Genomic DNA, 19,412 nt, shown 5'->3' on the forward strand with positions numbered 1-19,412 from the left:
CCGCCCGCCGTCGCCCTCAGCCCTGCTGCGGCTTCGCCGCGCCGGTCGTCTCGGCGCCCTCGCCGGCGGGGTCCGCCTCGGGGTCCGGGGGCTCCAGGAAGTCGACCCTGCTCATGTGGCGGTTCATGGACTTCATCAGGCCCCACACCGCCAGGGCCATCACCGCGAAGACGATGAAGCCGAGGACGCCGGGGGTGACCTTGTCCTTGTCCACCTCCTTGGCGAGGGTGGCGAGCTGTGTCATTGCCAGGCTTGCGCTTGCGCTCATGTCAGGCATTGTCGCGGATGCCCGCAAAGAGGTCGTCCTCGGGGAGGGAGGTATCGACGAGGGACTTCGCGAGCTCGTACTCCTCCGTCGGCCAGACCTCCTTCTGGAGCTCCAGCGGGACCCGGAACCAGCCGCCGTCGGGGTCGATCTGGGTGGCGTGCGCGATCAGGGCCTTGTCGCGGATCTCATAGAAGTCACCACACGGGACGTGCGTGGTGAGCGTGCGCTGCTTCATCCCGAACTCGTCCCAGCGCTTGAGCCAGTCGCCGTAGGGGGACTCCAGGCCCCGGTCGAGCATGGCCTGGTGCAGCGCCTCGGTGCGGGGGCGGTTGAAGCCCTGGTTGTAGTAGAGCTTGAGCGGCTGGTACGCGGGGCCGAACTCCCCCTCCGGGTACTTCTCGGTGTCCGCCGCGCCCTCGAACGCCACCATCGAGATCTTGTGGGTCATGATGTGGTCGGGGTGCGGGTAGCCGCCGTTCTCGTCATAGGTGGTGATCACCTGCGGACGGAACGCCCGGATCTTCCTCACCAGCTCACCGGCCGCCTTGTCGACGTCCTCCAGGGCGAAACAGCCCTCCGGGAGCGGCGGCAGCGGGTCGCCTTCGGGCAGGCCGGAGTCGATGAAGCCGAGCCACTCCTGCTTGACGCCGAGGATCTCGCGGGCCTCGTCCATCTCCTTCTTGCGTACCTCGTGGATGTGCTCCTCGATGTACTTGTCACCCTGCAGCTTCGGATTGAGGATGGAGCCGCGCTCCCCGCCCGTGCAGGTCACGACCAGCACGTCCACCCCCTCGGACACGTACTTCGCCATGGTGGCCGCGCCCTTGCTCGACTCGTCGTCGGGGTGGGCGTGGACGGCCATCAGTCGCAGCTGGTCAGTCAAGACTCAATCCTCATAAGTCGGCGCCCGGCGTGAACCGGTGCGATCGGCGGCTTCTATAGTGACCGAATCGGGGTGCGGATAATTCCGGGGTACGGCCCGCGGGCCCCGTTTTGGGACATCCGCCCCGCCCCGGGACGAGAGGACGATCATGAGTACGGCGAGCACGCAGCTGCCCGAGGGCCGCTACGGCCGCTCCTCGGACGCGCGCGCCGACCGCACGCTCAAGGTCGTCGGTGCCGTCCTCGGGGTGTTGCTGCTGGCACTGGTCGGCTACTTCGGCTACCACTACGTCGGCCAGAACAAGATCAGCGCCGAGGTGATCGAGTTCGAGGCCGGCAAGGACGCGGTGACGGTGCATCTGGAGGTCCGCAAGGACGCCGGCGCCTCCGGCTACTGCACCCTGCGCTCCCAGGCGGAGAACGGCGCCGAGGTGGGCCGGGCCGACTTCCGCTTCGGCGGCGACGCCACACGGATCGACAAGGTCGTCACGCTCCGTACGACCTCCCGCGGGACCACCGCCGAACTGCTCGGCTGCCACGCCGACTGATCGCCCCGGCCGCGGGCCGTCGCCACCCGTCGGCGCCGGTGCCGACGCCGACCGGAATCGTCCGGAATACACAGGCGCTGACCTGCGTTGACGCGATTCTGATGGCTTATGTCCTCCCCCTTCGGCCATGGAATTGTTAGGCTCGTGGTTTCGCCCATCCGTGAGGGAACATCCTTCTGGGTAGGGCGATGCTTTGTATTCCCAGTACCTACGAGGAGCACCTGTGACCCAGACCAGCGAGAACGTCACCTGGCTGACCCAGGAGGCGTACAACAAGCTCAAGGATGAGCTTGAGTACCTTACTGGTCCCGCGCGCACGGAGATCGCCGCCAAGATCGCGGCCGCGCGTGAGGAGGGCGACCTGCGTGAGAACGGCGGGTACCACGCGGCCAAGGAGGAGCAGGGCAAGCAGGAGCTCCGTGTGCGCCAGCTGACCCAGCTCCTGGAGAACGCCAAGGTCGGCGAGGCGCCGGCGTCGGCGGACGGTGCGGTGGCGCCCGGCATGGTCGTGACGATCGCCTTCGACGGTGACGAGGACGACACCCTGACCTTCCTGCTCGCCTCCCGCGAGTACGCGAGCGCCGACATCGAGACCTACTCGCCGCAGTCCCCGCTGGGCGCCGGTGTCATCGGCCACAAGGTCGGCGAGGACGCCGAGTACGAGCTGCCGAACGGCAAGACGGCCTCGGTGAGAATCCTCAAGGCCGAGCCCTACAGCGGCTGACCGGGACCGTGCGGCGGCTGACCCCGGCCGGCATACCCCTTCCGAGCCCCCGGCGCCCATCTGGCGCCGGGGGCTTTTGACGTACCCGGAGCCGTCAACCGCCCGCCCGGCGGTACTTGCGGACCGCGAGCGTACGGAAGACCAGGATGATCACGACCGACCAGATCAGCGAGGCCCACACCGGGTGCTGCATGGGCCAGGCGTCGGGCGTCCGGAAACCCGGGGGAAGGTTGCCGAACAGCTCGCGGCACGCCTGCACGGTGGCGCTGAACGGGTTCCACTCCGCGATGTGCCGCAGGAAGGACGGCATCTGGTTGGCGTCCACGAACGCGTTCGAGATGAACGTCAGCGGAAACAGCCAGATCAGACCGCCCGAGGTCGCCGCTTCGGGGGTGCGCACGGACAGGCCGATGAGCGCGCCGATCCACGAGAACGCGTATCCGAGCAGCAGGAGCAGGCCGAATCCGGCGAGCACCTTGCCGAGGTTCTCGTGCGTGCGCCAGCCGACGATCAGGGCGACGACCGCCAGGACGACGAGGGTGAGCGCCGTCTGCACCGAGTCTGCGATGGTGCGGCCGGTCAGCACCGCACCGCGTGCCATCGGCAGGGAGCGGAAGCGGTCGATGAGGCCCTTGTGCATGTCGTCGGCGATGCCCGCACCCGCGCCCGCCGTGGCGAACGTGACGGTCTGGGCGAAGATGCCGGCCATCAGGAACTCGCGGTAGGCCTGGGTGGAGCTGGACGAGCCGACCTGGATCGAGCCGCCGAAGACGTAGGTGAACAGCACCACGAACATGATGGGCTGGACCAACCCGAAAATGATCATCTCGGGAATCCGGCCCATGCGGATCAGATTCCGGCGGGTGATGACCAGGGAATCGCTCACGGCGCTCACTTGGCGGTCTCCTTGTCGTTCTCCTCGTCCTTCGCCGCGGCCACATGTCCGGTCAGCGACAGGAAGACGTCGTCGAGGGTCGGACGGCGCAGCCCGATGTCGTCGATCTCGATGCCCCGGGTGTCGAGCTCTCGGATGACCTCGGCGAGGAGCTTCGCGCCTCCGGTCACGGGCACGGTGAGCTTGCGCATGTGCTCCTCGACCGTCGTGTCGCCCTTGCCGAAGCCGCGCAGCACCTCCGAAGCGGGCTGGATGTCCTCGCGCTGGTGCACCACGACCTCGACGCGCTCGCCGCCGGTGCGGGCCTTGAGCTGGTCGGAGGTGCCTGTGGCGATGACATGGCCGTGGTCGACGACCGCGATGTCGTGCGCGAGGTGGTCGGCCTCTTCGAGGTACTGGGTGGTCAGCAGCAGCGTCGTACCCCCCGAGACCAGTTGCTTGATGACCTCCCACAGCAGCTGTCGGTTGCGCGGGTCGAGGCCGGTCGTCGGCTCGTCCATGAACATCACGGGCGGTGAGACCACCAGGGCGGCGGCGAGGTCGAGGCGGCGGCGCATGCCGCCGGAGTAGGTCTTCGTGGGACGGTCGGCGGCGTCGGCCAGGTCGAACTGCTCCAGCAGTTCGTCCGCGCGGGTCACGGCCGCCTTCGCCTTCATCTGGTAGAGCCGGCCGACCATCTGCAGGTTCTCGCGGCCGGTGAGGTACTCGTCGACCGCCGCGAACTGGCCGGACAGGCCGATGGAGCGGCGGACCGCGTCGGGTTGCTTGAGGACGTCGATGCCCGCGACGACCGCCGAGCCGCTGTCGGGGCGCAGCAGGGTCGTCAGACAGCGGACGGTCGTCGTCTTGCCCGCGCCGTTCGGCCCGAGCAGGCCGAGGACCGTGCCCTCGGGGACATCGAGGTCGACGCCGTCCAGAGCCCTTACGTCGCCGAAGGTCTTCACCAGGCCTTCGGCATAGATGGCGCCTGGCATATGAATCTCCACGTCGTCGGGGAAGTTTCGTAAAGCCTCGGTTTGTACTCTTTCGTGCCACGTTGTGGCGATGCCACGCGACACACCATAACGCGATGTATCGCGTCTCTCAATGGAGTTGCCCGAACGAGTGACAAAGGATCATGACCTGGGCTTTCGCCCCTCCGCGCCTCAGCCGATGACGGTGTAGCCCGCCTCGCGCAGGGCCTGGCCGACCTCGACGCAGTGCGCGGGACCCTTCGTCTCCAGGTGCAGCTCGACCTCCGCCTCCGTGAGCCCGAGCCGTGGGTCGGTCCGTACATGGCTCACATCGAGGACGTTAGCGTCAACCACTGACAACACGCCCAGGAGCGTCGCGAGCGCGCCGGGCCGGTCCGTCAGCCGCAGCCGTACGGCCAGGTAGCGGCCCTGCGCCGCCATGCCGTGCCGCAGCACCCGCTGCAGCAGCACCGGGTCGACGTTGCCGCCGGACAGCACCGCGACGACCGGGCCCTCGAAGGCGCCGGGGTCGCTCAGCAGCGCCGCGACGGGGCTCGCCCCGGCCGGCTCGACGACCAGCTTGGCCCGCTCCAGGCACAGCAGCAGGGCGGTGGCGATCTCGTCCTCGGTGACCGTGCGGACCTCGTCGACCAGGTCGCGCACGAGCCGGAACGGCACGTCGCCGGGACGGCCCACCTTGATGCCGTCGGCCATCGTCGCCGGGTTGTCGACCGCGACCGGGCGCCCGGCCGCCAGCGAGGGCGGATAGGCCGCCGCGCCCGCCGCCTGCACGCCCACGATCCGCACATCGGGCCGCAGGGTCTTCACCGCCATGGCGATACCCGCCGCGAGCCCTCCCCCGCCGATGCCGACGACGACCGTGCGCACCTCCGGGCACTGTTCGAGGATCTCCAGGCCGACCGTGCCCTGGCCCGCGATGATGTCGGGGTGGTCGAAGGGGTGGATGAACACCGCGCCCGTCCCGGCCGCGTACTCCTGCGCGGCGGCGAGCGTCTCGTCGACCACCTGGCCGTGCAGGCGCACCTCGGCGCCGTAGTCCCGGGTGGCGCTGATCTTCGGCAGCGGGGCGCCCTTCGGCATGAACACCGTCGAGCGCACGCCGAGCAGCGACGACGCCAGGGCGACACCCTGCGCGTGGTTGCCGGCGCTGGCGGCCACCACCCCCGCCGCCCGCTCCTCCGGCAGCAGCCCGGCGATGCGCACATAGGCGCCGCGCAGCTTGAACGACCCCGTCCGCTGGAGGTTCTCGCACTTGAAGTGCACCGGCGCCCCCACCAGCTGGGACAGGTGCCTGCTGCCCTCCATCGCCGTCACCCGTGCCACGCCCGTCAGCATCTTCTGGGCACCGCGCACGTCGTCCAGGGTGACGGGAGGCAAGGAGTCAGCCGTGCTGTAGCTCATGACTCAAGTCTCGCAGTTCACAGCCGCGAGGCCCTGGTGTGACCAAGCACCGAGATGGGTTTGCGCAGCGCCGGTACACCCCGGGTCCGGGCCGCGTACCCTGTCCCCCAACCCAGCACCCCCTTCATGAAGTGAGCCCCCGGCCATGCCCACAACACCTGAAATGTCGATGGACATGACGACCGTCGCCGACAGCGGTCTCCTCGACACGCTGCAGCACGAGGTGGCGGTGTTCGCCCGTCGTGCCGAACAGACCCGGCTCGGTGGGGTCGGGCAGGTGCGCAACTCCATGGACCGCGCTGCATACCTGCTGCTCAACCGCCTCGACAAGGAAGGCCCCATGGGTGTGAAGGCGCTCGCCGCGAGCATGGGGATCGACTCCTCGACGGTCACCCGGCAGGTGGCACCCCTCGTCGACACGGGGCTCGTCAAGCGCACCTCGCACCCCGAGGACGGCCGGGCCGTGGTGCTCCAGCTGTCCCCGCGCGGCCAGCCCGCCTGGAGGAAGTGCGCTCGTCCCGGCGCCAGTTGATGGCCGAGCTGACCCAGGACTGGGCCCCGGAGGAGCGGGAGGCGTTCTGCACGCTCCTCACGCGTTTCAACACGGCACTCTCCGCGCGGATGGCGGCTCAGGGGATCTCGGGCGCGGAGACGCCCACGGCGTCCTGACGGGCGGTCCCCCGCTGGACTGTGCGGCCCCCGGACCCCCGCTTCGGCCCTGAAGGGGCCGCACGCGCAGGGGACGTACGCGCGCGTGCACGTGTGATCGGTCCCCGGCTCTTGACCCCGGGCCGCCACTGGCCTCATATGAAACCGGGTCCTTTTCCCATGTGCGACCGACGTGTCACGCGCGTGGCCGGGCCCGGTTCCTCAGGGGCGCTCAGGCGGGAGGGGCGGTGGGACGACGGCGCGCGGACCGGGACGCCCGCCGGGCCCGGGAGTTCGAGGCGTTCGTCGCGGGCGCGGCAGGGCGGCTGCTGCATGCCGCCACGCTGCTCACGGCGGAACCGCCGGACCACAACCCGCGCGCGCGGCGCCTGCTGACGCTGTCCCTCGCGCACACCTACGCCTGCTGGGACCGGCTGCGCGGCGAGGACCCGTACGACCACGCCCGCCAGCAGCTGGCCACCCGCTTCTCCCGGGTGGCCTGGCACCAGTACGGCGCGCTGGGCGCCCTCGCCCGGTCCCGCCCGCACTCCGACAGCCCGCTCGCCCGGCTCTCCCCGCAGGAACGCCTGATCCTGGTGCTGCGGCTGTACGAGGGGGTCGCCGAGGAACAGGCGGCGGCCCTGCTCGGCCTGCCCAGGGAGCGCGTCCACGCGATCTGCGACCGGGCGACGGCGACGCTGCTGCATCCGCCGCGAGGGCCCGCGCCGGCCGCGCTGGGAGCGAAGGTGGCGTCGCCGTGAACCGCAATCAGCGGGAAGCGGCCGCACGCCGGATCATGGAGCGCACCCCGCCGCCGGTACCGCCGGAGCTGTACGCGGAGGTCGTGCGGCGCGGCGGCCGTATGCTGCGCCGCAGAACGGCCGCCGTACGGCTGATGTGGCTGCTGCTGTTCGCCGCGACGGTGTCGTTCGTGGTGTGGGCGCTGATGGCCCGCCCGTGGGTGGAGCCGCCGTCGGAGACGACTCCACCGCTGACGGGCTGGTGAGGATCTGCCGGGACTAGCCGAGCGCCTGCTGGAGGTCCTCCAGCAGGTCGTCGACGTTCTCGATGCCCACGGAGAGACGGACCAGGTCGGCGGGGACCTCCAGGGCCGAGCCGGCCGCGGACGCGTGCGTCATGCGCCCCGGGTGCTCGATGAGGGACTCGACGCCGCCCAGGGACTCGCCGAGCGTGAACACCTTCGCGCGGTTGCAGACCTCGACGGCCGCCTCCTCGCCGCCGGCGACCTGGAAGGAGATCATGCCGCCGAACGCCCTCATCTGCTTGGCGGCGACCTCGTGACCGGGGTGCTCGGGCAGGCCCGGGTACAGGACGCGCGTCACGCGCGCGTGCCGGGTGAGCATGTCGGCGATCTTCGTGGCGTTCTCGCTGTGCCGGTCCATGCGCACCGAGAGCGTCTTGGTGCCGCGCAGTACCAGCCAGGAGTCGAACGGCCCGGCGACCGCGCCCATGGCGTTCTGGTGGAAGGCCAGCTCGTCACCCAGGCCGGAGTCGCTGACGATCAGCGCGCCGCCGACGACGTCCGAGTGGCCGCCCATGTACTTGGTCAGGGAGTGCACGACGACGTCCGCGCCGAGGGACAGCGGCTGCTGCAGGTACGGCGTGGCGAACGTGTTGTCGACGACGAGCCTCGCGCCCGCGTCCCGGGCGATCTGGGCGACGGCGGCGATGTCAGTGATGCCGAGCAGCGGGTTCGAGGGGGTCTCCACCCACACGACCTTGGTCTTCGGCGTGATGGCGGCCCGCACGGCGGACGGGTCGCTGGTGTCGGCGACCGACCACTCCACGCCCCACCGGGAGACGACCTTCGCGAAGAGGCGGAACGTGCCGCCGTACGCGTCGTTGGGGATGACCACGTGGTCGCCGGGGCTGAGCAGCGTGCGCAGCAGGCAGTCCTCGGCCGCCAGTCCGGACGCGAACGCAAGGCCGCGACGGCCGCCCTCCAGGGCCGCGAGGTTCTCCTCCAGGGCGGTCCTGGTCGGGTTGGCGCTACGGCTGTACTCGTAGCCGCCACGCAGGCCGCCCACGCCGTCCTGCTTGTAGGTCGAGACCTGGTAGATCGGCGGGACGACCGCGCCGGTGAGGGGATCGGCGGTGTTGCCCGCGTGGATCGCCAGGGTCTCGAAGTGCTGACTGATCTGCCTGTCACTCATGGGCACCGAGCGTAATGCGCGAACGGAGCGGATGCCGTACGGCGGTTTTCGAGGGCGGATGTCCAGGCCCGCATGCCGAGGCCAACGGACGCGTGCCCGACGCGGCGGCTGGGCGTCGGCGGGGCGCGCGGCCCGGCGCTGACGGGGCGCCGCCCGCGCCCACCCATGCCGCCCCAGGCGGCACGACTGCCCGCGGCTGAGCGGACGTGTCCGCCCGCCGGGTAAGCCACGCGCGGCTGGACGGGCCCGCAGCCGCCCACGGCGGGAAGGGGACGTGCCGGGGGGTGTCCGCCCGCAGTGACCGGCGTCAACACGCGGGACCTCCTGGCCCAAGGGGGCCGCCGGTCCGAGGACGGACACCCCCCGGCGCGGCCCCGACCCACAAACCCACCGCAGGCGCTACGCGCACCCCCACACACCCGCACAGGCCGCCGCAGGCATTCGCACCGGCACCCCCACGCACCCGCACAGAACCCTTTCTCCACAGGCCCCCGACCTCGTTGGCCAATTGTCGGCGGCGTCTGGAACGCTGGAGGCATGGAGATTCTGTGGGTCCTGATCGCGATACTCATGATCGGCTTTGTGGTGGTGCCGTTCATGAGGCGCAGGCGGGGCATGATCGAGCAGGTCGCGCCGGGCCACCCGGACGCCGCGGACCCGGCGAACTACGGCTTCGTACGGCAGGAGGAGCTGGACGTCCGCATGCCCGGCCCCGACCAGGACCTGCTGGACGTACTGGACCTGGTGCAGCGCACCCAGGACTACCGCGCGGCCTCGCAGCTGCTGGCCGGTACCGAGGCGGAGGGCGAGCTGCGCTGGCAGCGCGTGCAGGCCTTCGCCGGGGCCGCCTCGCTGGAGCTGCAGCAGCGGCCGGGCGGGGTCAGCGAGGCACCGGGCGGGCAGTGGCTGCGGGTGTGGCGGGCCGAGCAGCCCAAGGACGCGGGCGGGGCGGCCGTACACGCGGAGTTCCTGGTGCAGCAGGCGTGGCGCACGGCGACGCCGGGCACGGAGGAGTTCCGGATCATCATGGAGGAGGCGAAGTCGGCGTGCGCCGACGCGGCGCTGCTCGCTCCCGGTGACCCGATCCCGTACATCATCGAGCTGTCGGTGTCCCGTGGACTGGCCTACCCTCGGCCGGAGTTCGAGCAGCTCTGGCTGAAGATCCTGGACCGCGCCCCGGCCCACATGGGCGCCCACCTGGCGGCCCTGCACTACTGGTGTGAGAAGTGGCACGGCTCGCGCGAGCAGGCGTACGACTTCGCGGAAGCGGCGGCGGCCCGCGCCCCCCAGGGCTCCCTGCTCGCCGCCATGCCGCTCTTCGCGGTCTTCGAGCACCTGCCCGAGGTGAACCTGGTCAGCGGCTTCTACCAGAGCGAGGTCGTGACGAAGGCGATCCACGGCGCCCTGTACGCGGTGCACGCGGCCCGCCACGACGACCCGATGCTGGCGCACGTCCGCCATCTGCTGGTCTTCTTCCTGGTCCGCGGCGAGCGCTGGGCGGAGGCCATGAACCAGCTGGTCCACGTCGACGGCCACGTCGGCGCCCTCCCCTGGACCCTCTCCTCCGACCCGGCGGCGGAGTTCGCGGTCTACCGCGCGCTGGCGGTGGCGGGCTACGAGGCGAACGGCGGCAGCCCGGCGACACTGCCGCACTGAGCCACACGCCGCGTCCCCCTGTCCTGTCCGCACTCGCACCGGCACCCGCACCCCACCCCAACCCCCACCCAAACCCCCACCCGAAATCCGCATTGCCGCACTGACCGGCGCTAGTGCATACTCCGCTTCCCCCCACACCACTTCGTCATGTCCATTTCTAGTGGGGGGATTGCCCGAAAATGGGGGCAACTCTGCGCGCGGTGCGCGCCCTCGTCCTGCTCGCCGGGTTCTATCTGCTCGGCTTCGTGATGCTCGGCGCGCTCGTGGCCGTCGACTGGGCCGTCGCGAAGGGCCATGTCGGCAGCGTCACCGCCAAGGTGTGGTTCGTCAGCGCGCTGCTGGCGATCCCCATCGTGCAGGGCATGTTCGCGCTGCGCACCCCCAAGGACGAACCGCTGCCCGGCCTGCCGGTGACCGAGCAGCAGGAGCCCGCGCTCTGGGCCGCCGTACGGGCCCTGGCCGAGCAGACGGGAACGCGCGCGCCCGACGAGATCCTCCTCACGCCGGACGTCAACGCGGCCGTCGCCGAGGACGCGACGTTCCTCGGCCTCAGGTCCGGCCGGCGCCGTATGTACATCGGGCTGCCGCTGATGGTGGGGCTGAGCGAACCGCAGCTGCAGGCCGTCCTGGCCCATGAGTTCGGGCACTACACGAACCACGACACCCGTCTCTCCGCGATCACCCTGCGCGGCCGCCTCCAGGTGCTGCGCACCGTCGCCAACCTGCACGAGCGCTCCCGCAAGAAGGTCGCCAAGGAGGAGGCCAAGCAGGAGAAGAAGAACGCCAAGCGGCTCGCCAAGGGCAAGAAGGCGGGCGAGGTCGACGCCGGGTCCGCGGGCCTGAGTTACCGCCTCGCCGCCAAGCCGTTCCTCTGGTACGGCACCTTCTACCTGCGCGCCTCCCAGGGCGTGGGCCGGCGGCAGGAGCTCGCCGCCGACCTGGCCGCCGCACGGATCGCGGGCCGGGACGCCACCGCGTCCGCGCTGCGCGAGATCCCGGTCCTGGACGCCGCGCACGGCTTCTACATGCAGTCGTACGCGACCCTCGGCACCGGCGCCGGACTGCTCCCGCCGCCCGGCGAGGTCTTCGGCGGACTGCGTCATCTGCTGGCCGCGCGCGCCGAGGAGCTGGACGAGATGCGGCGGGCCCTGCCCGAGGAGGAGCAGTCCCCGTACGACTCCCACCCGCCCATCGCCGAGCGCATCACCCGCATCGAGCAGCTCCCCGACGACGGCCGCACCCTGACCGGCGCCCGCCCCGCGCTCTGCCTGCTCACCGACCCGGCCCGTTCCTTCGCCGAGTTGGAGACCTCCGCGCTCACCGCGGAGGCGCGGCGGCTCAGCCGCACCGCCGACTGGCCGCAGCTGGTGAACGAGGCGATGCTCTGGCACGCCGACCAGGACGCCGAGCCGCTGCGCACGGCCGTCACCGAGGTCCATGGCGGCGACGGCTCCCTGGCCTCCTTCCTGGACGCCGTCGACGCGGGCAGGCTCTGGCAGGTGGCCGACCGGCTGCCCAAGTCGGAGGAGGCGCCGGCCGCCACGGGCCGCGTCGCCCGTGAGTTCGTGCGCCCCCAGGTGCGCGGCCGGCTGTCCCGCATGGTCGTCGGCGACCTCGTCCGGCGCGGCCGGGCCCACTGGGAGCTGTCCTGGGCGGACGCGGCTCGGCTGCGCCTGCCGGACGGTTACGAGGAGGAGCTGAAGCAGGCGCTGGACGCTGTGGTGGCGGACGTACCGGACACGGGTGACCTGCGGAGGCTGCTGGCGCAGGCGCGCTGATCCCGGCGCGCCGACCCAGGCGGCCCCCACACCCCCTACTGCTCGAAGGACGAAGACCCACATGGCTCGCCTCATCCCGCTCGTCATCCTCCTTTTCATGATCTATTCCTGGTACCGCAACCACCAGAAGTCGGCCCCGAAGGGCACCGTGCACAACAGCGGCATGACGAAGGCCGCCGCCAAGCTGGGCTTCTTGCCCGCCGAGCAGCTCGACACCGAGCATGGCCACGCTCCCGACCCGCGGAGCAGTACCGCACGGGAAGCGGTCCGGGCCGGGGACTGGAAGGCCGGCGCGGAGTTCCTCGCCGAGGCCGGGCGGGACTGGCAGGAGCGGCACCGGCGTTGCGACGCGCTGGCGCGAGAGGCTGTGGAGGACGACACATGGCTGCCGGCCTGGAAGGCCGAGCGACCACAGGACCCCGACGCGGCTCTCGTCCACGCCCAGTCCCTGATCCATCTCGCCTGGGAGCTACGGGGCGCTGCGTACGCCAAGCACACCACCCGGGAGCAGTTCGAGGGCTTCCACCGGGTCCTGTCCCAGGCCCGGGAGGCGTGCGCGCACGCCCAAGCGCTGGCGGACGCCGACGACCCGTGCCCGTACATCGTGGAGATCCCACTCGCGAAGGGCCTCGGCTATGCGCACGAGCGTTTCGAGGAGATCTGGTCCGAGGTCGTCGAGCGAGACCCGCATCACCTGGCTGCGCACTCCGCCGCGCTTCAGTACTGGTGCGAGAAATGGCACGGCTCGCACGAGCTGGCGGAGAGTTTCGCCCGCTCCGCCGCGGAGAAGGCGGCAGCCGGTCAGTTGCTGAGCGTGCTGCCGCTGGAGGCGTACCTCGAGTATGAGCGCGCGCACGACGACGTGGAGCCGGACGAGTTCTACCGGCGCCCGGTGATCGTCGCCGCGGTCGATGCCGCCCTGGCCGACGTGGCGGTCGCGGCCGCCGCGAACCCCGACGACTGGCGGCTTGCGCGGGTCCGCCACCTGCTGGCCAGTCTGCTGTTCTGGCAGGACCGGTACGAGGCGGCGGTCGAGCAGTTCCGGCTGGTCGACGGATACATCGACGCCCAGCCGTGGCATTACGAAGCCAGCCGGAACAGGATGATCAAGGCGTACGTGCGGCAGCGGGACTACAGCGCGGCGCGGATGGTGAGGGCGCGGGGCGGAATCTGAGGAGCCGGCCGGACGTTGGAGGAGGTAGTGCCCCGGAGTACCTCCGTCGGCGTCAGCTGTCACCCGGTCCGCGAGGCCCGTGAGGAAGGAACCGCCATGCTCTTCGGCCGTACGCCCGTCCTGCCCACCCCCGAGCAGGCGCTGAAGGGCCGTCCGGAACCGGCCTTCACGGTCCCCGACCGCCACACGGTCCTCGGCAACCCGCTGCTCGGTCCCTACCCCGAGGGCCTGGAGATCGCCGACTTCGGCCTGGGCTGTTTCTGGGGCGCCGAGCGCAAGTTCTGGCAGCTCCCGGCGGGTGTGTGGACGACCCTGGTCGGCTACCAGGGCGGCTACACCGAGAACCCCACCTACGAGGAGGTCTGCTCCGGCCTGACCGGTCACACGGAGGCCGTCCGCGTGGTCCACGACCCGAGCGTGATCTCCTACGAGCGTCTCCTGAAGACCTTCTGGGAGGCCCACGACCCCACGCAGGGCTTCCGCCAGGGCAACGACGTCGGCACCCAGTACCGCTCGGCGATCTACACGCACACCCCGGAACAGGCGAAGACAGCCGAGGCCTCCCGCGAGTCGTACCAGAAGGTCCTGACGGGCTCCGGCTACGGCACGATCACTACGGAGATCCTGCCGGCCGAGGGCCGGCCCTTCTATCCGGCGGAGGGGTATCACCAGCAGTACCTGGACAAGAACCCGGCGGGGTACTGCGGGATCGGCGGCACCGGGGTGTCGTGCCCGATCGGCGTGGCCAGGACCGACGGCTGAGCCCTGGGCTCACCCCTCGCGCCGCGCGCAGCGCTGGGGCGGGACCGACGGCCGTCGGTCCCGCCTGATCGGAGGCCTCACCTGCGGAAGTCCTCGATGACGCGCAGGGCGACCTGCGCGGCGACTCGGGCGGCCTGCTGCTGTTTGTCGCGCTTGTCGATCCGCATGTCCTCGTCGCCGAGGTCGCTCACGCATTTGATCACCCCGGCGCCGATGAAGGAGTCGACCTTGAAGGTCTCCCATACGGCGTGCATGACGCCGTGCCCCTCGGTCTCCATGCCATAGACGTCGATCGACAGACCGAGCAGTTTCTGCCGCAGCGGAGCCTCGCCCCAGGCGAGAACGGTCTCTCCGCTGACGTAGTCCTTCATGTGCAGCGTCCGCCCGTCGAGCGCTTCGTCCAGCACACCACTGGTGAGCAGATGGTTCACCAGCCGGATCAGCTGCTCATCGGTCCGATACGGTTGCGGGCGGTATCCGTCCCCGTCGGCCTGGAGCCGACGAGGGTCGTAATTGAAGACGTTCCGGGCGACGATGACGTCGTAGAGATCGACCCCGCGCTCCGAAAACCCTCCGGCAACTCCGACCAGGAGCACGAGGGTGCATCCGAACTCAGCGATCAGCTCCTGCGTGAGAGCCGCCGCAGCTTGGCCGCCCTTGTCCGTGGCCTGCGCGAAGAGCACGCCTTGAGGGGTGCCCGCCACTGAGAGGTCGAAGGCGTTGTAGTACCTGCCACGCCGTTGGATCGTGCGTACCGGGATGCTTCTGCTCTTCAACTCGTTGAACAGCGCGGTCGTTTCGACCGGAATGGCGGTCAGAATGGCCACGTCGAAGCGCTCTTCGGCACCAGCACCCACGGATTCGCCCCCGTCGAATTGAGACTGTGCGGACTTCCGGAAAACCTCTAGTCCGGCTTCGGGACTCTCGACCATGTTCCGGAACTCGTCCTCGGCCTTCTTCCGGTTCTGCAGGTTCTCCACATGCCGGCTCAGCCGGTACTGGAAGTAGCGGTTGCCCTCCCCGTACTCCGCGCCGCAACTCCGGATCAGTTCGATGACGCGCTGTGCGTCCTCCAGCGGGAGCGAGGACAGCGGCGAGAGCACCGCGTTGATCGTGGTGCTCCAGGTGTCGGGGGCGACGAGGAGCCGGACCACGGAAGGCAGGAGAAGCAACGCCTCCGCCTCGGCGTATTCGAACATGCGCAGGACCGCGGCACCGGCCACGCCGAGAACGCCTCGGTCGGTGTCTCGTTTACGACGGTCCTTGCGCGGATGTTCCGGATCGATGAGGTAGCGAATCAGTCCGACGTCGATACAGCGGGCCTGGGCCAGGCCCTGCACGGCGGCGGTCCGGTTGAGCGGATCGGGATCGAAGCGACCGACGCGCTCCAGCCAGGAGCGAATGTTCTCGTCGCTCACCTGACGGCTCAGCAGGTTGACGAGCACGCCTCGGAACCTTCTGGCCTCACGCATGTTCGGGCCAGTGCACCCCTGCAGTTCGTCCGCCACCGGTATGAGCCAGGGTTGCGACTCCGAGACGAGAGACCCGAACGCCCAGGACGCACATGCGCGGACCTGGAACTGCTCCTCCCGGTCCTCCACGCACTTGCGCAGCGCTTCCGCTGCGCCGAGATTCCCGACCCGGCCGAGAGCCGATGCCGCGGACGCCCGCACCGCGGGGGCATCGTCCTCGGCCAGGACGGCCTGCAGCGCCGGAACCGCGGAAGCATCGGCCAGCCGCCCCAAGGCCGTCGCGGCCGATCCGCGCACCGCCGCGTCCTCATCGGCCAGAGCGGCCTGCAGCGCCGGGGCCGCCGCGGTGTCGGCCAACCGCCCCAGGGCCGTCGCCGCCGCCCCTCGCACCTCTGCGGCGCCATCGGACAGAGCGGCCTGCAGCGCCGGAACCGCCGACGTGTCAGCCAAGCGGCCCAGGGCCGTCGCCGCCGATCCACGGACCTCGGGGGCGTCATCGGCCAGGACGGCCTGCAACGCGGGCACCACGGCCCCGTCGGCCAGCCGGCCCAAGGCCGTCGCCGCCGCTCCCCTGACCTCGGCGGCAGCGTCGCCCAGCGCGGCCCGCAGCGCCGGCACCGCCGCGGCGTCGGCCAGCCGCCCCAGAGCCGTCGCGGCCGACCCCCGCACCGCGGCGGCGTCGTCACCGGTCAGCGCGGCCCGCAACGCCGGGGCTGCCGCGGCGTCGGCCAACTGCCCCAAGGCGGTCGCGGCGGCTCCCCGCACGGAGGCGGCCTCATCGGCGGACAGAGCGGTCCGCAACGCCGGAACCGCCGAGGTGTCGGCCAGCCGGCCCAGAGCGGTCGCGGCGGCTCCCCGCACGGCGGCGGCATCGTCATCGGACAGGACGGCCAGCAACGCCGGAACCGCCGAGGTGTCGGCCAGCCGGCCCAGGGCCGTGGCGGCCGATCCCCGCACCGGAGGATCCTCGTCGTCCAACGCGGCCTCCAGCGCGGGAACCGCAGAAGCGTCGGCCAACCGCCCCAGCGCCGTCGCGGCCGATCCCCGCACCTCAGCGGCATCGTCGGCGAGAGCGGCCTGGAGCGCGGGCAGCGCGGCAGCGTCAGCCAGCCGCCCCAACGCCGTGGCCACGGCACCCCGTACGGCGGGGTTGGTCTCCGTTCCGAGTGTGTCCACCAGGAGGGGCAGGGACTGCGCGGGAGCCTGGCGGGCCAGCCACTGAGCCGCCTTTCCGCGGTTGGCCGAGCGGGGATCGAAGCGAAGAACCTGCAGGCGCCGTTCGACGAGTTCCCGGCTGGGCGGAGCGGACGGCGCCGGAGAGGGGAGGTTGCCTGCGCTCTGGTTCTTCCGCTGACGTATGTTCCGTCTCTTGAGCTGCTGGAGGGACAGGGGCGTGAGCGTCTCGCTCTGCAGGGATTCGAGCACGTCCAGGGCGAATTCGGGCTGCTCTCGCTGAAGAGGGTGGAGCAGTCCGTTGCCTATGCCCTCCTGGACCACATGGAAGGGGACCCTTTCCAGTGAGAGCGCGAGATCGTCCCGCCGCGCTCGATCCCCGATGAAATGGGCACCCAGCGCCTGCCACAGCTGCTCTCTGCCCTGTGGGGAGAGCAGACCGCGATTGGCGATGATGATGTCGAGCATGAGACTCGGACGCATCATCGGTGCTCGGTTCAGGAGTGCCTGAATGGAGGCTTCCGGGTCGGCCTGAAGCCCTATCCAGTTCCCCATGAACTGATCGAGTTCGAGTGCCAGGCCCGGTGGGTTCGAGGTCCGCCATCCCAACGCGAGACCGAAATCGACAATCGACGGGTGGAGGATCTGGTAGAAGTTGCCGGGGCCGCCACCGGTTCCGGAGACAGTGACCAGCTGGGTGTTCAGGAACGCGTCGATGGCGGCTTCCACGCTGGCCGGGTCGTCCCAGACGCGCAGCAGCATGGCCCTGAGGTCTTTCCGCTGCAGGCGGTATTCGCCGCTTCTGCTCAGGAAAATGACCAGCGCGGCGGCGCAGAGGACGGCTTCGAGGCCGAGCCCTTGCTGGGCGATGTTCTCTTCGAGGGCGACGGCGTAGTTGTTCGTGCGGTTCCTGTGCACGGTGGCCAGCAGGAGTTCCGCCCGTGACCGCGGCATGCGCGTGGGCCGGTCGGGAGTCTCCGACTTCAGGAGCTTCGCCAGGAGTGAGAGCAGGAGCGGATTCCAGATGGCGCCGTCGAGACCGGTCGCCCGGATCTCCTTCAGTGCGGGACGCGGGTCAAGCCCGCAGTCGAGCAGATAGCCTTCGGATTCGGTGTCCGTCAGCGGAGCGATCGTCAGTTGCTCGATCGGTCTGAGGTGGGAGCCGCCCAGGCCCTCCGGGGTCGATCTGGACGTGGCGAGCACCGTGTACCGGTGGGAGCCGTCCAGCAAACGCCTGATGAAGTCCATTTCCGGCGACCGGGCGGAGAATTCCCGCTGCAGCTCGTTGACGGCGTCCACCAGGAAGACGGCCTTCTTGTGCTTGACCCGGGACTTCCACAGGCTCTCGTCGACATCCACCGGGCACAGAGCTCGGCCGAACGACTTCGGATCACCGAGGGCGTTGCGGCCGAGTGACAACGTCTGCCGGTCGACGCGGATGCACACCACATCGTTGTTCAGCAGGTCGGTGGCGACATGGGCGATGAGGCTGGTTTTCCCGCTCCCGGCCACACCGTTGACGAAATCGGTGCGGGGCGAGAACTTGCTCAGCTGTTCGATCAGCCAGCCGTACGGCTTGCGAGTCGACTCGGCCGGCTCGTCACCCTCCGCCTCCCTTAATTGGAACGTGGGAGGGATGTAGCCGGCAACGCGGTCGCACGCAAGCCGCATCGCATAGTCCGCCAGTCCTGACATGACATCAAGTCTAGGAGCCGACACGGTAATTGATCTATGGCTCTGCCTGGCCCGTGTGCTTTTCCCGCATCCGGTGCGCCTGTCGTACGCTCGTCAGCCGCCGCTGCCGTACGGCCTCGTCAGGATCTCCAGGTTGTGGCCGTTCGGGTCCTCGAAGTAGGCGCCGCGGCCGCCGTCGTTGTGGTTGATCTCGCCGGGGCGGCGGTGGTAGGGGTCGGCCCAGTAGGTCAGGCCGGCCTCCCGAATACGGCCGAAGATCGTGTCGAAGTCGTCCTCCGACACCAGGAACGCGTAGTGCTGCGGCGTGATCGCGCCGCGCGAGTCCAGGTAGTCCAGGCTCACGCCGTTGGGAATCTCGACCGGGATGAAGGGGCCGTACTGCGGACTCACCTCCAGGCCGAGGATGTCGGCGAGAAACCGGGCCGACGCCTTCTTGTCGTGCGCGGCGACGATGGTGTGGTTGAGCTGGACGGTCATCGGTGCTGCCTCCTCGTGTGCACGGCTCGGACGGGCTCCGGGTTTCACGCTAGGCAGGGCCGCCGTACGACACATCGGCCGCAGGGAGGGGGTGGCTCTACTCCTGTGGCCCTGCGTCCACGGGCCGTCCGTACTCCATCCCCCGGAGCCTCCGGTAAGGCTTGCCTTAGCAGTAGTGGATCGTCGTGGGAGCAGTCCGTGCGCGCAGTCAGAAGGAAGGCCGTCCTGGCCACGGCCGTCGCCGGAGGGCTGCTCGTCGGCTGTACGTCCGCGTCGGACGACGGTGCCGGCGGCGCCGCGAAGGAGGAAGGCTCGCGCAGCCAGGTGATCGGTGCCACCGGGGGCGAAGGCGGCCCACCTCGGTGCGCGGCAGCCGCAGTGACCGTACGACCAGCGCGTCCGGCGAACCCCCGCCGTGCAGCAGGGGGCCGTGCGGGCGCTCGGGCTCGATCCTGAGACGGCCGCCGGGCTGGGGGTGCGGGTCGGCAGAGCGCGGCTGGGGCTCACCGTCCTCGGCGTCGTCCTCGCCGCCACGGCGACCGGGGCGGCGGGGCCGATCGGGTTCGTGGCCCTCACCGCGCCGCAGCTCGCCCAGCGGCTCACCCGCGCGCCCCAGCTCAGCTGGTGAGCAGCGCTTTGACGGGGGCGGTCGTCCTCGTCGCCGGCGATCTCGCCGCCCGTACGCTGCTGTCCCCGCTGGAGATCCCCGTC

16 protein-coding genes and 2 pseudogenes are annotated in these 19,412 nt (G+C 70.4%); 10 read left to right on the plus strand and 8 right to left on the minus strand.

Annotated features, from left to right (window positions below; translation table 11 throughout):
- Positions 1-16: 16 nt before the first annotated feature.
- Together AQI70_RS17545 and mca are read right to left on the minus strand one after the other, a co-directional pair.
- Positions 17-277 (minus strand): hypothetical protein, encoded by a 261-nt coding sequence (locus AQI70_RS17545; protein ID WP_079051343.1) that lies wholly within the window; start codon positions 275-277, stop codon positions 17-19.
- On the minus strand, positions 270-1,151 hold the full coding sequence (gene mca / locus AQI70_RS17550; protein ID WP_079051344.1) for a mycothiol conjugate amidase Mca: 882 nt from the start codon (positions 1,149-1,151) through the stop codon (positions 270-272). Before mca ends, AQI70_RS17545 begins: the two co-directional genes overlap by 8 nt.
- A 148-nt stretch (positions 1,152-1,299) precedes the next feature.
- Between mca and AQI70_RS17555 the strand changes: the two genes are divergently transcribed.
- Positions 1,300-1,698 (plus strand): DUF4307 domain-containing protein, encoded by a 399-nt coding sequence (locus AQI70_RS17555; protein ID WP_062150593.1) that lies wholly within the window; start codon positions 1,300-1,302, stop codon positions 1,696-1,698.
- A 223-nt stretch (positions 1,699-1,921) separates the two neighbouring features.
- Positions 1,922-2,422 (plus strand): transcription elongation factor GreA, encoded by a 501-nt coding sequence (gene greA, locus AQI70_RS17560; RefSeq protein ID WP_003998339.1) that lies wholly within the window; start codon positions 1,922-1,924, stop codon positions 2,420-2,422.
- A gap of 94 nt (positions 2,423-2,516) precedes the next feature.
- Here the strand turns inward: greA and AQI70_RS17565 are convergent, their stop codons facing one another.
- The 3 genes from AQI70_RS17565 to ilvA all read right to left on the minus strand — a co-directional run bounded on the left by AQI70_RS17565 (position 2,517) and on the right by ilvA (position 5,692).
- Positions 2,517-3,317: an ABC transporter permease gene (locus AQI70_RS17565; protein ID WP_062150597.1), complete on the minus strand. Its 801-nt coding sequence runs from the start codon at positions 3,315-3,317 to the stop codon at positions 2,517-2,519.
- A complete protein-coding gene (locus tag AQI70_RS17570; protein WP_062150600.1) occupies positions 3,314-4,291 on the minus strand; it encodes an ATP-binding cassette domain-containing protein in 978 nt (325 codons plus the stop codon). The genes AQI70_RS17565 and AQI70_RS17570 overlap by 4 nt, the downstream gene beginning before the upstream one ends.
- A gap of 171 nt (positions 4,292-4,462) precedes the next feature.
- Positions 4,463-5,692, minus strand: coding sequence for a threonine ammonia-lyase (gene ilvA, locus AQI70_RS17575; RefSeq protein ID WP_062150603.1), 1,230 nt, complete (start codon positions 5,690-5,692; stop codon positions 4,463-4,465).
- Between the two features lie 163 nt (positions 5,693-5,855).
- Between ilvA and AQI70_RS17580 the strand changes: the two are divergent.
- From AQI70_RS17580 to AQI70_RS38585, 3 genes and pseudogenes are all read left to right on the plus strand, one after another.
- Positions 5,856-6,361: pseudogene (locus AQI70_RS17580) on the plus strand (MarR family winged helix-turn-helix transcriptional regulator).
- Positions 6,362-6,588: 227 nt separating this feature from the next.
- The gene (locus AQI70_RS17585) at positions 6,589-7,101 is read left to right on the plus strand and encodes a sigma factor-like helix-turn-helix DNA-binding protein (protein ID WP_062150606.1); all 513 of its coding nucleotides are present in this window, start codon (positions 6,589-6,591) and stop codon (positions 7,099-7,101) included.
- A complete protein-coding gene (locus tag AQI70_RS38585; RefSeq protein WP_062150609.1) occupies positions 7,098-7,346 on the plus strand; it encodes a hypothetical protein in 249 nt (82 codons plus the stop codon). Before AQI70_RS17585 ends, AQI70_RS38585 begins: the two co-directional genes overlap by 4 nt.
- A 13-nt stretch (positions 7,347-7,359) precedes the next feature.
- Here AQI70_RS38585 and AQI70_RS17595 read toward each other — a convergent pair whose 3' ends face one another.
- Complete coding sequence (locus AQI70_RS17595) at positions 7,360-8,514, minus strand: cystathionine gamma-synthase (protein WP_062150613.1); 1,155 nt, start codon at positions 8,512-8,514, stop codon at positions 7,360-7,362.
- 537 nt (positions 8,515-9,051) lie between these two features.
- On the opposite strand from AQI70_RS17595, the gene AQI70_RS17600 reads away from it, so the two are divergent.
- The 4 genes from AQI70_RS17600 (at position 9,052) to msrA (ending at position 13,884) form a co-directional block, all read left to right on the plus strand.
- Positions 9,052-10,170 (plus strand): hypothetical protein, encoded by a 1,119-nt coding sequence (locus AQI70_RS17600; RefSeq protein WP_062150615.1) that lies wholly within the window; start codon positions 9,052-9,054, stop codon positions 10,168-10,170.
- A gap of 179 nt (positions 10,171-10,349) precedes the next feature.
- Positions 10,350-11,948, plus strand: coding sequence for a M48 family metalloprotease (locus AQI70_RS17605; protein ID WP_062150618.1), 1,599 nt, complete (start codon positions 10,350-10,352; stop codon positions 11,946-11,948).
- A gap of 61 nt (positions 11,949-12,009) precedes the next feature.
- Positions 12,010-13,122 (plus strand): hypothetical protein, encoded by a 1,113-nt coding sequence (locus tag AQI70_RS17610; protein ID WP_062150621.1) that lies wholly within the window; start codon positions 12,010-12,012, stop codon positions 13,120-13,122.
- 96 nt (positions 13,123-13,218) lie between these two features.
- A complete protein-coding gene (msrA, locus tag AQI70_RS17615; protein ID WP_062150624.1) occupies positions 13,219-13,884 on the plus strand; it encodes a peptide-methionine (S)-S-oxide reductase MsrA in 666 nt (221 codons plus the stop codon).
- Positions 13,885-13,961: 77 nt separating this feature from the next.
- Here msrA and AQI70_RS17620 read toward each other — a convergent pair whose 3' ends face one another.
- Both AQI70_RS17620 and AQI70_RS17625 read right to left on the minus strand, forming a co-directional pair.
- Positions 13,962-18,224, minus strand: a complete 4,263-nt coding sequence (locus tag AQI70_RS17620) for a HEAT repeat domain-containing protein (RefSeq protein WP_079051345.1) — start codon at positions 18,222-18,224, stop codon at positions 13,962-13,964.
- Between the two features lie 93 nt (positions 18,225-18,317).
- Positions 18,318-18,701: a VOC family protein gene (locus tag AQI70_RS17625; protein WP_062150630.1), complete on the minus strand. Its 384-nt coding sequence runs from the start codon at positions 18,699-18,701 to the stop codon at positions 18,318-18,320.
- A gap of 475 nt (positions 18,702-19,176) precedes the next feature.
- Here AQI70_RS17625 and AQI70_RS37530 point away from each other — a divergent pair.
- Positions 19,177-19,403: pseudogene (locus tag AQI70_RS37530) on the plus strand (iron chelate uptake ABC transporter family permease subunit); the annotation flags it as partial.
- Between the last annotated feature and the right edge of the window lie 9 nt (positions 19,404-19,412).

Origin of the sequence: Streptomyces curacoi (genome assembly GCF_001513975.1) — a bacterium.
GTDB lineage: Bacteria > Actinomycetota > Actinomycetes > Streptomycetales > Streptomycetaceae > Streptomyces > Streptomyces curacoi.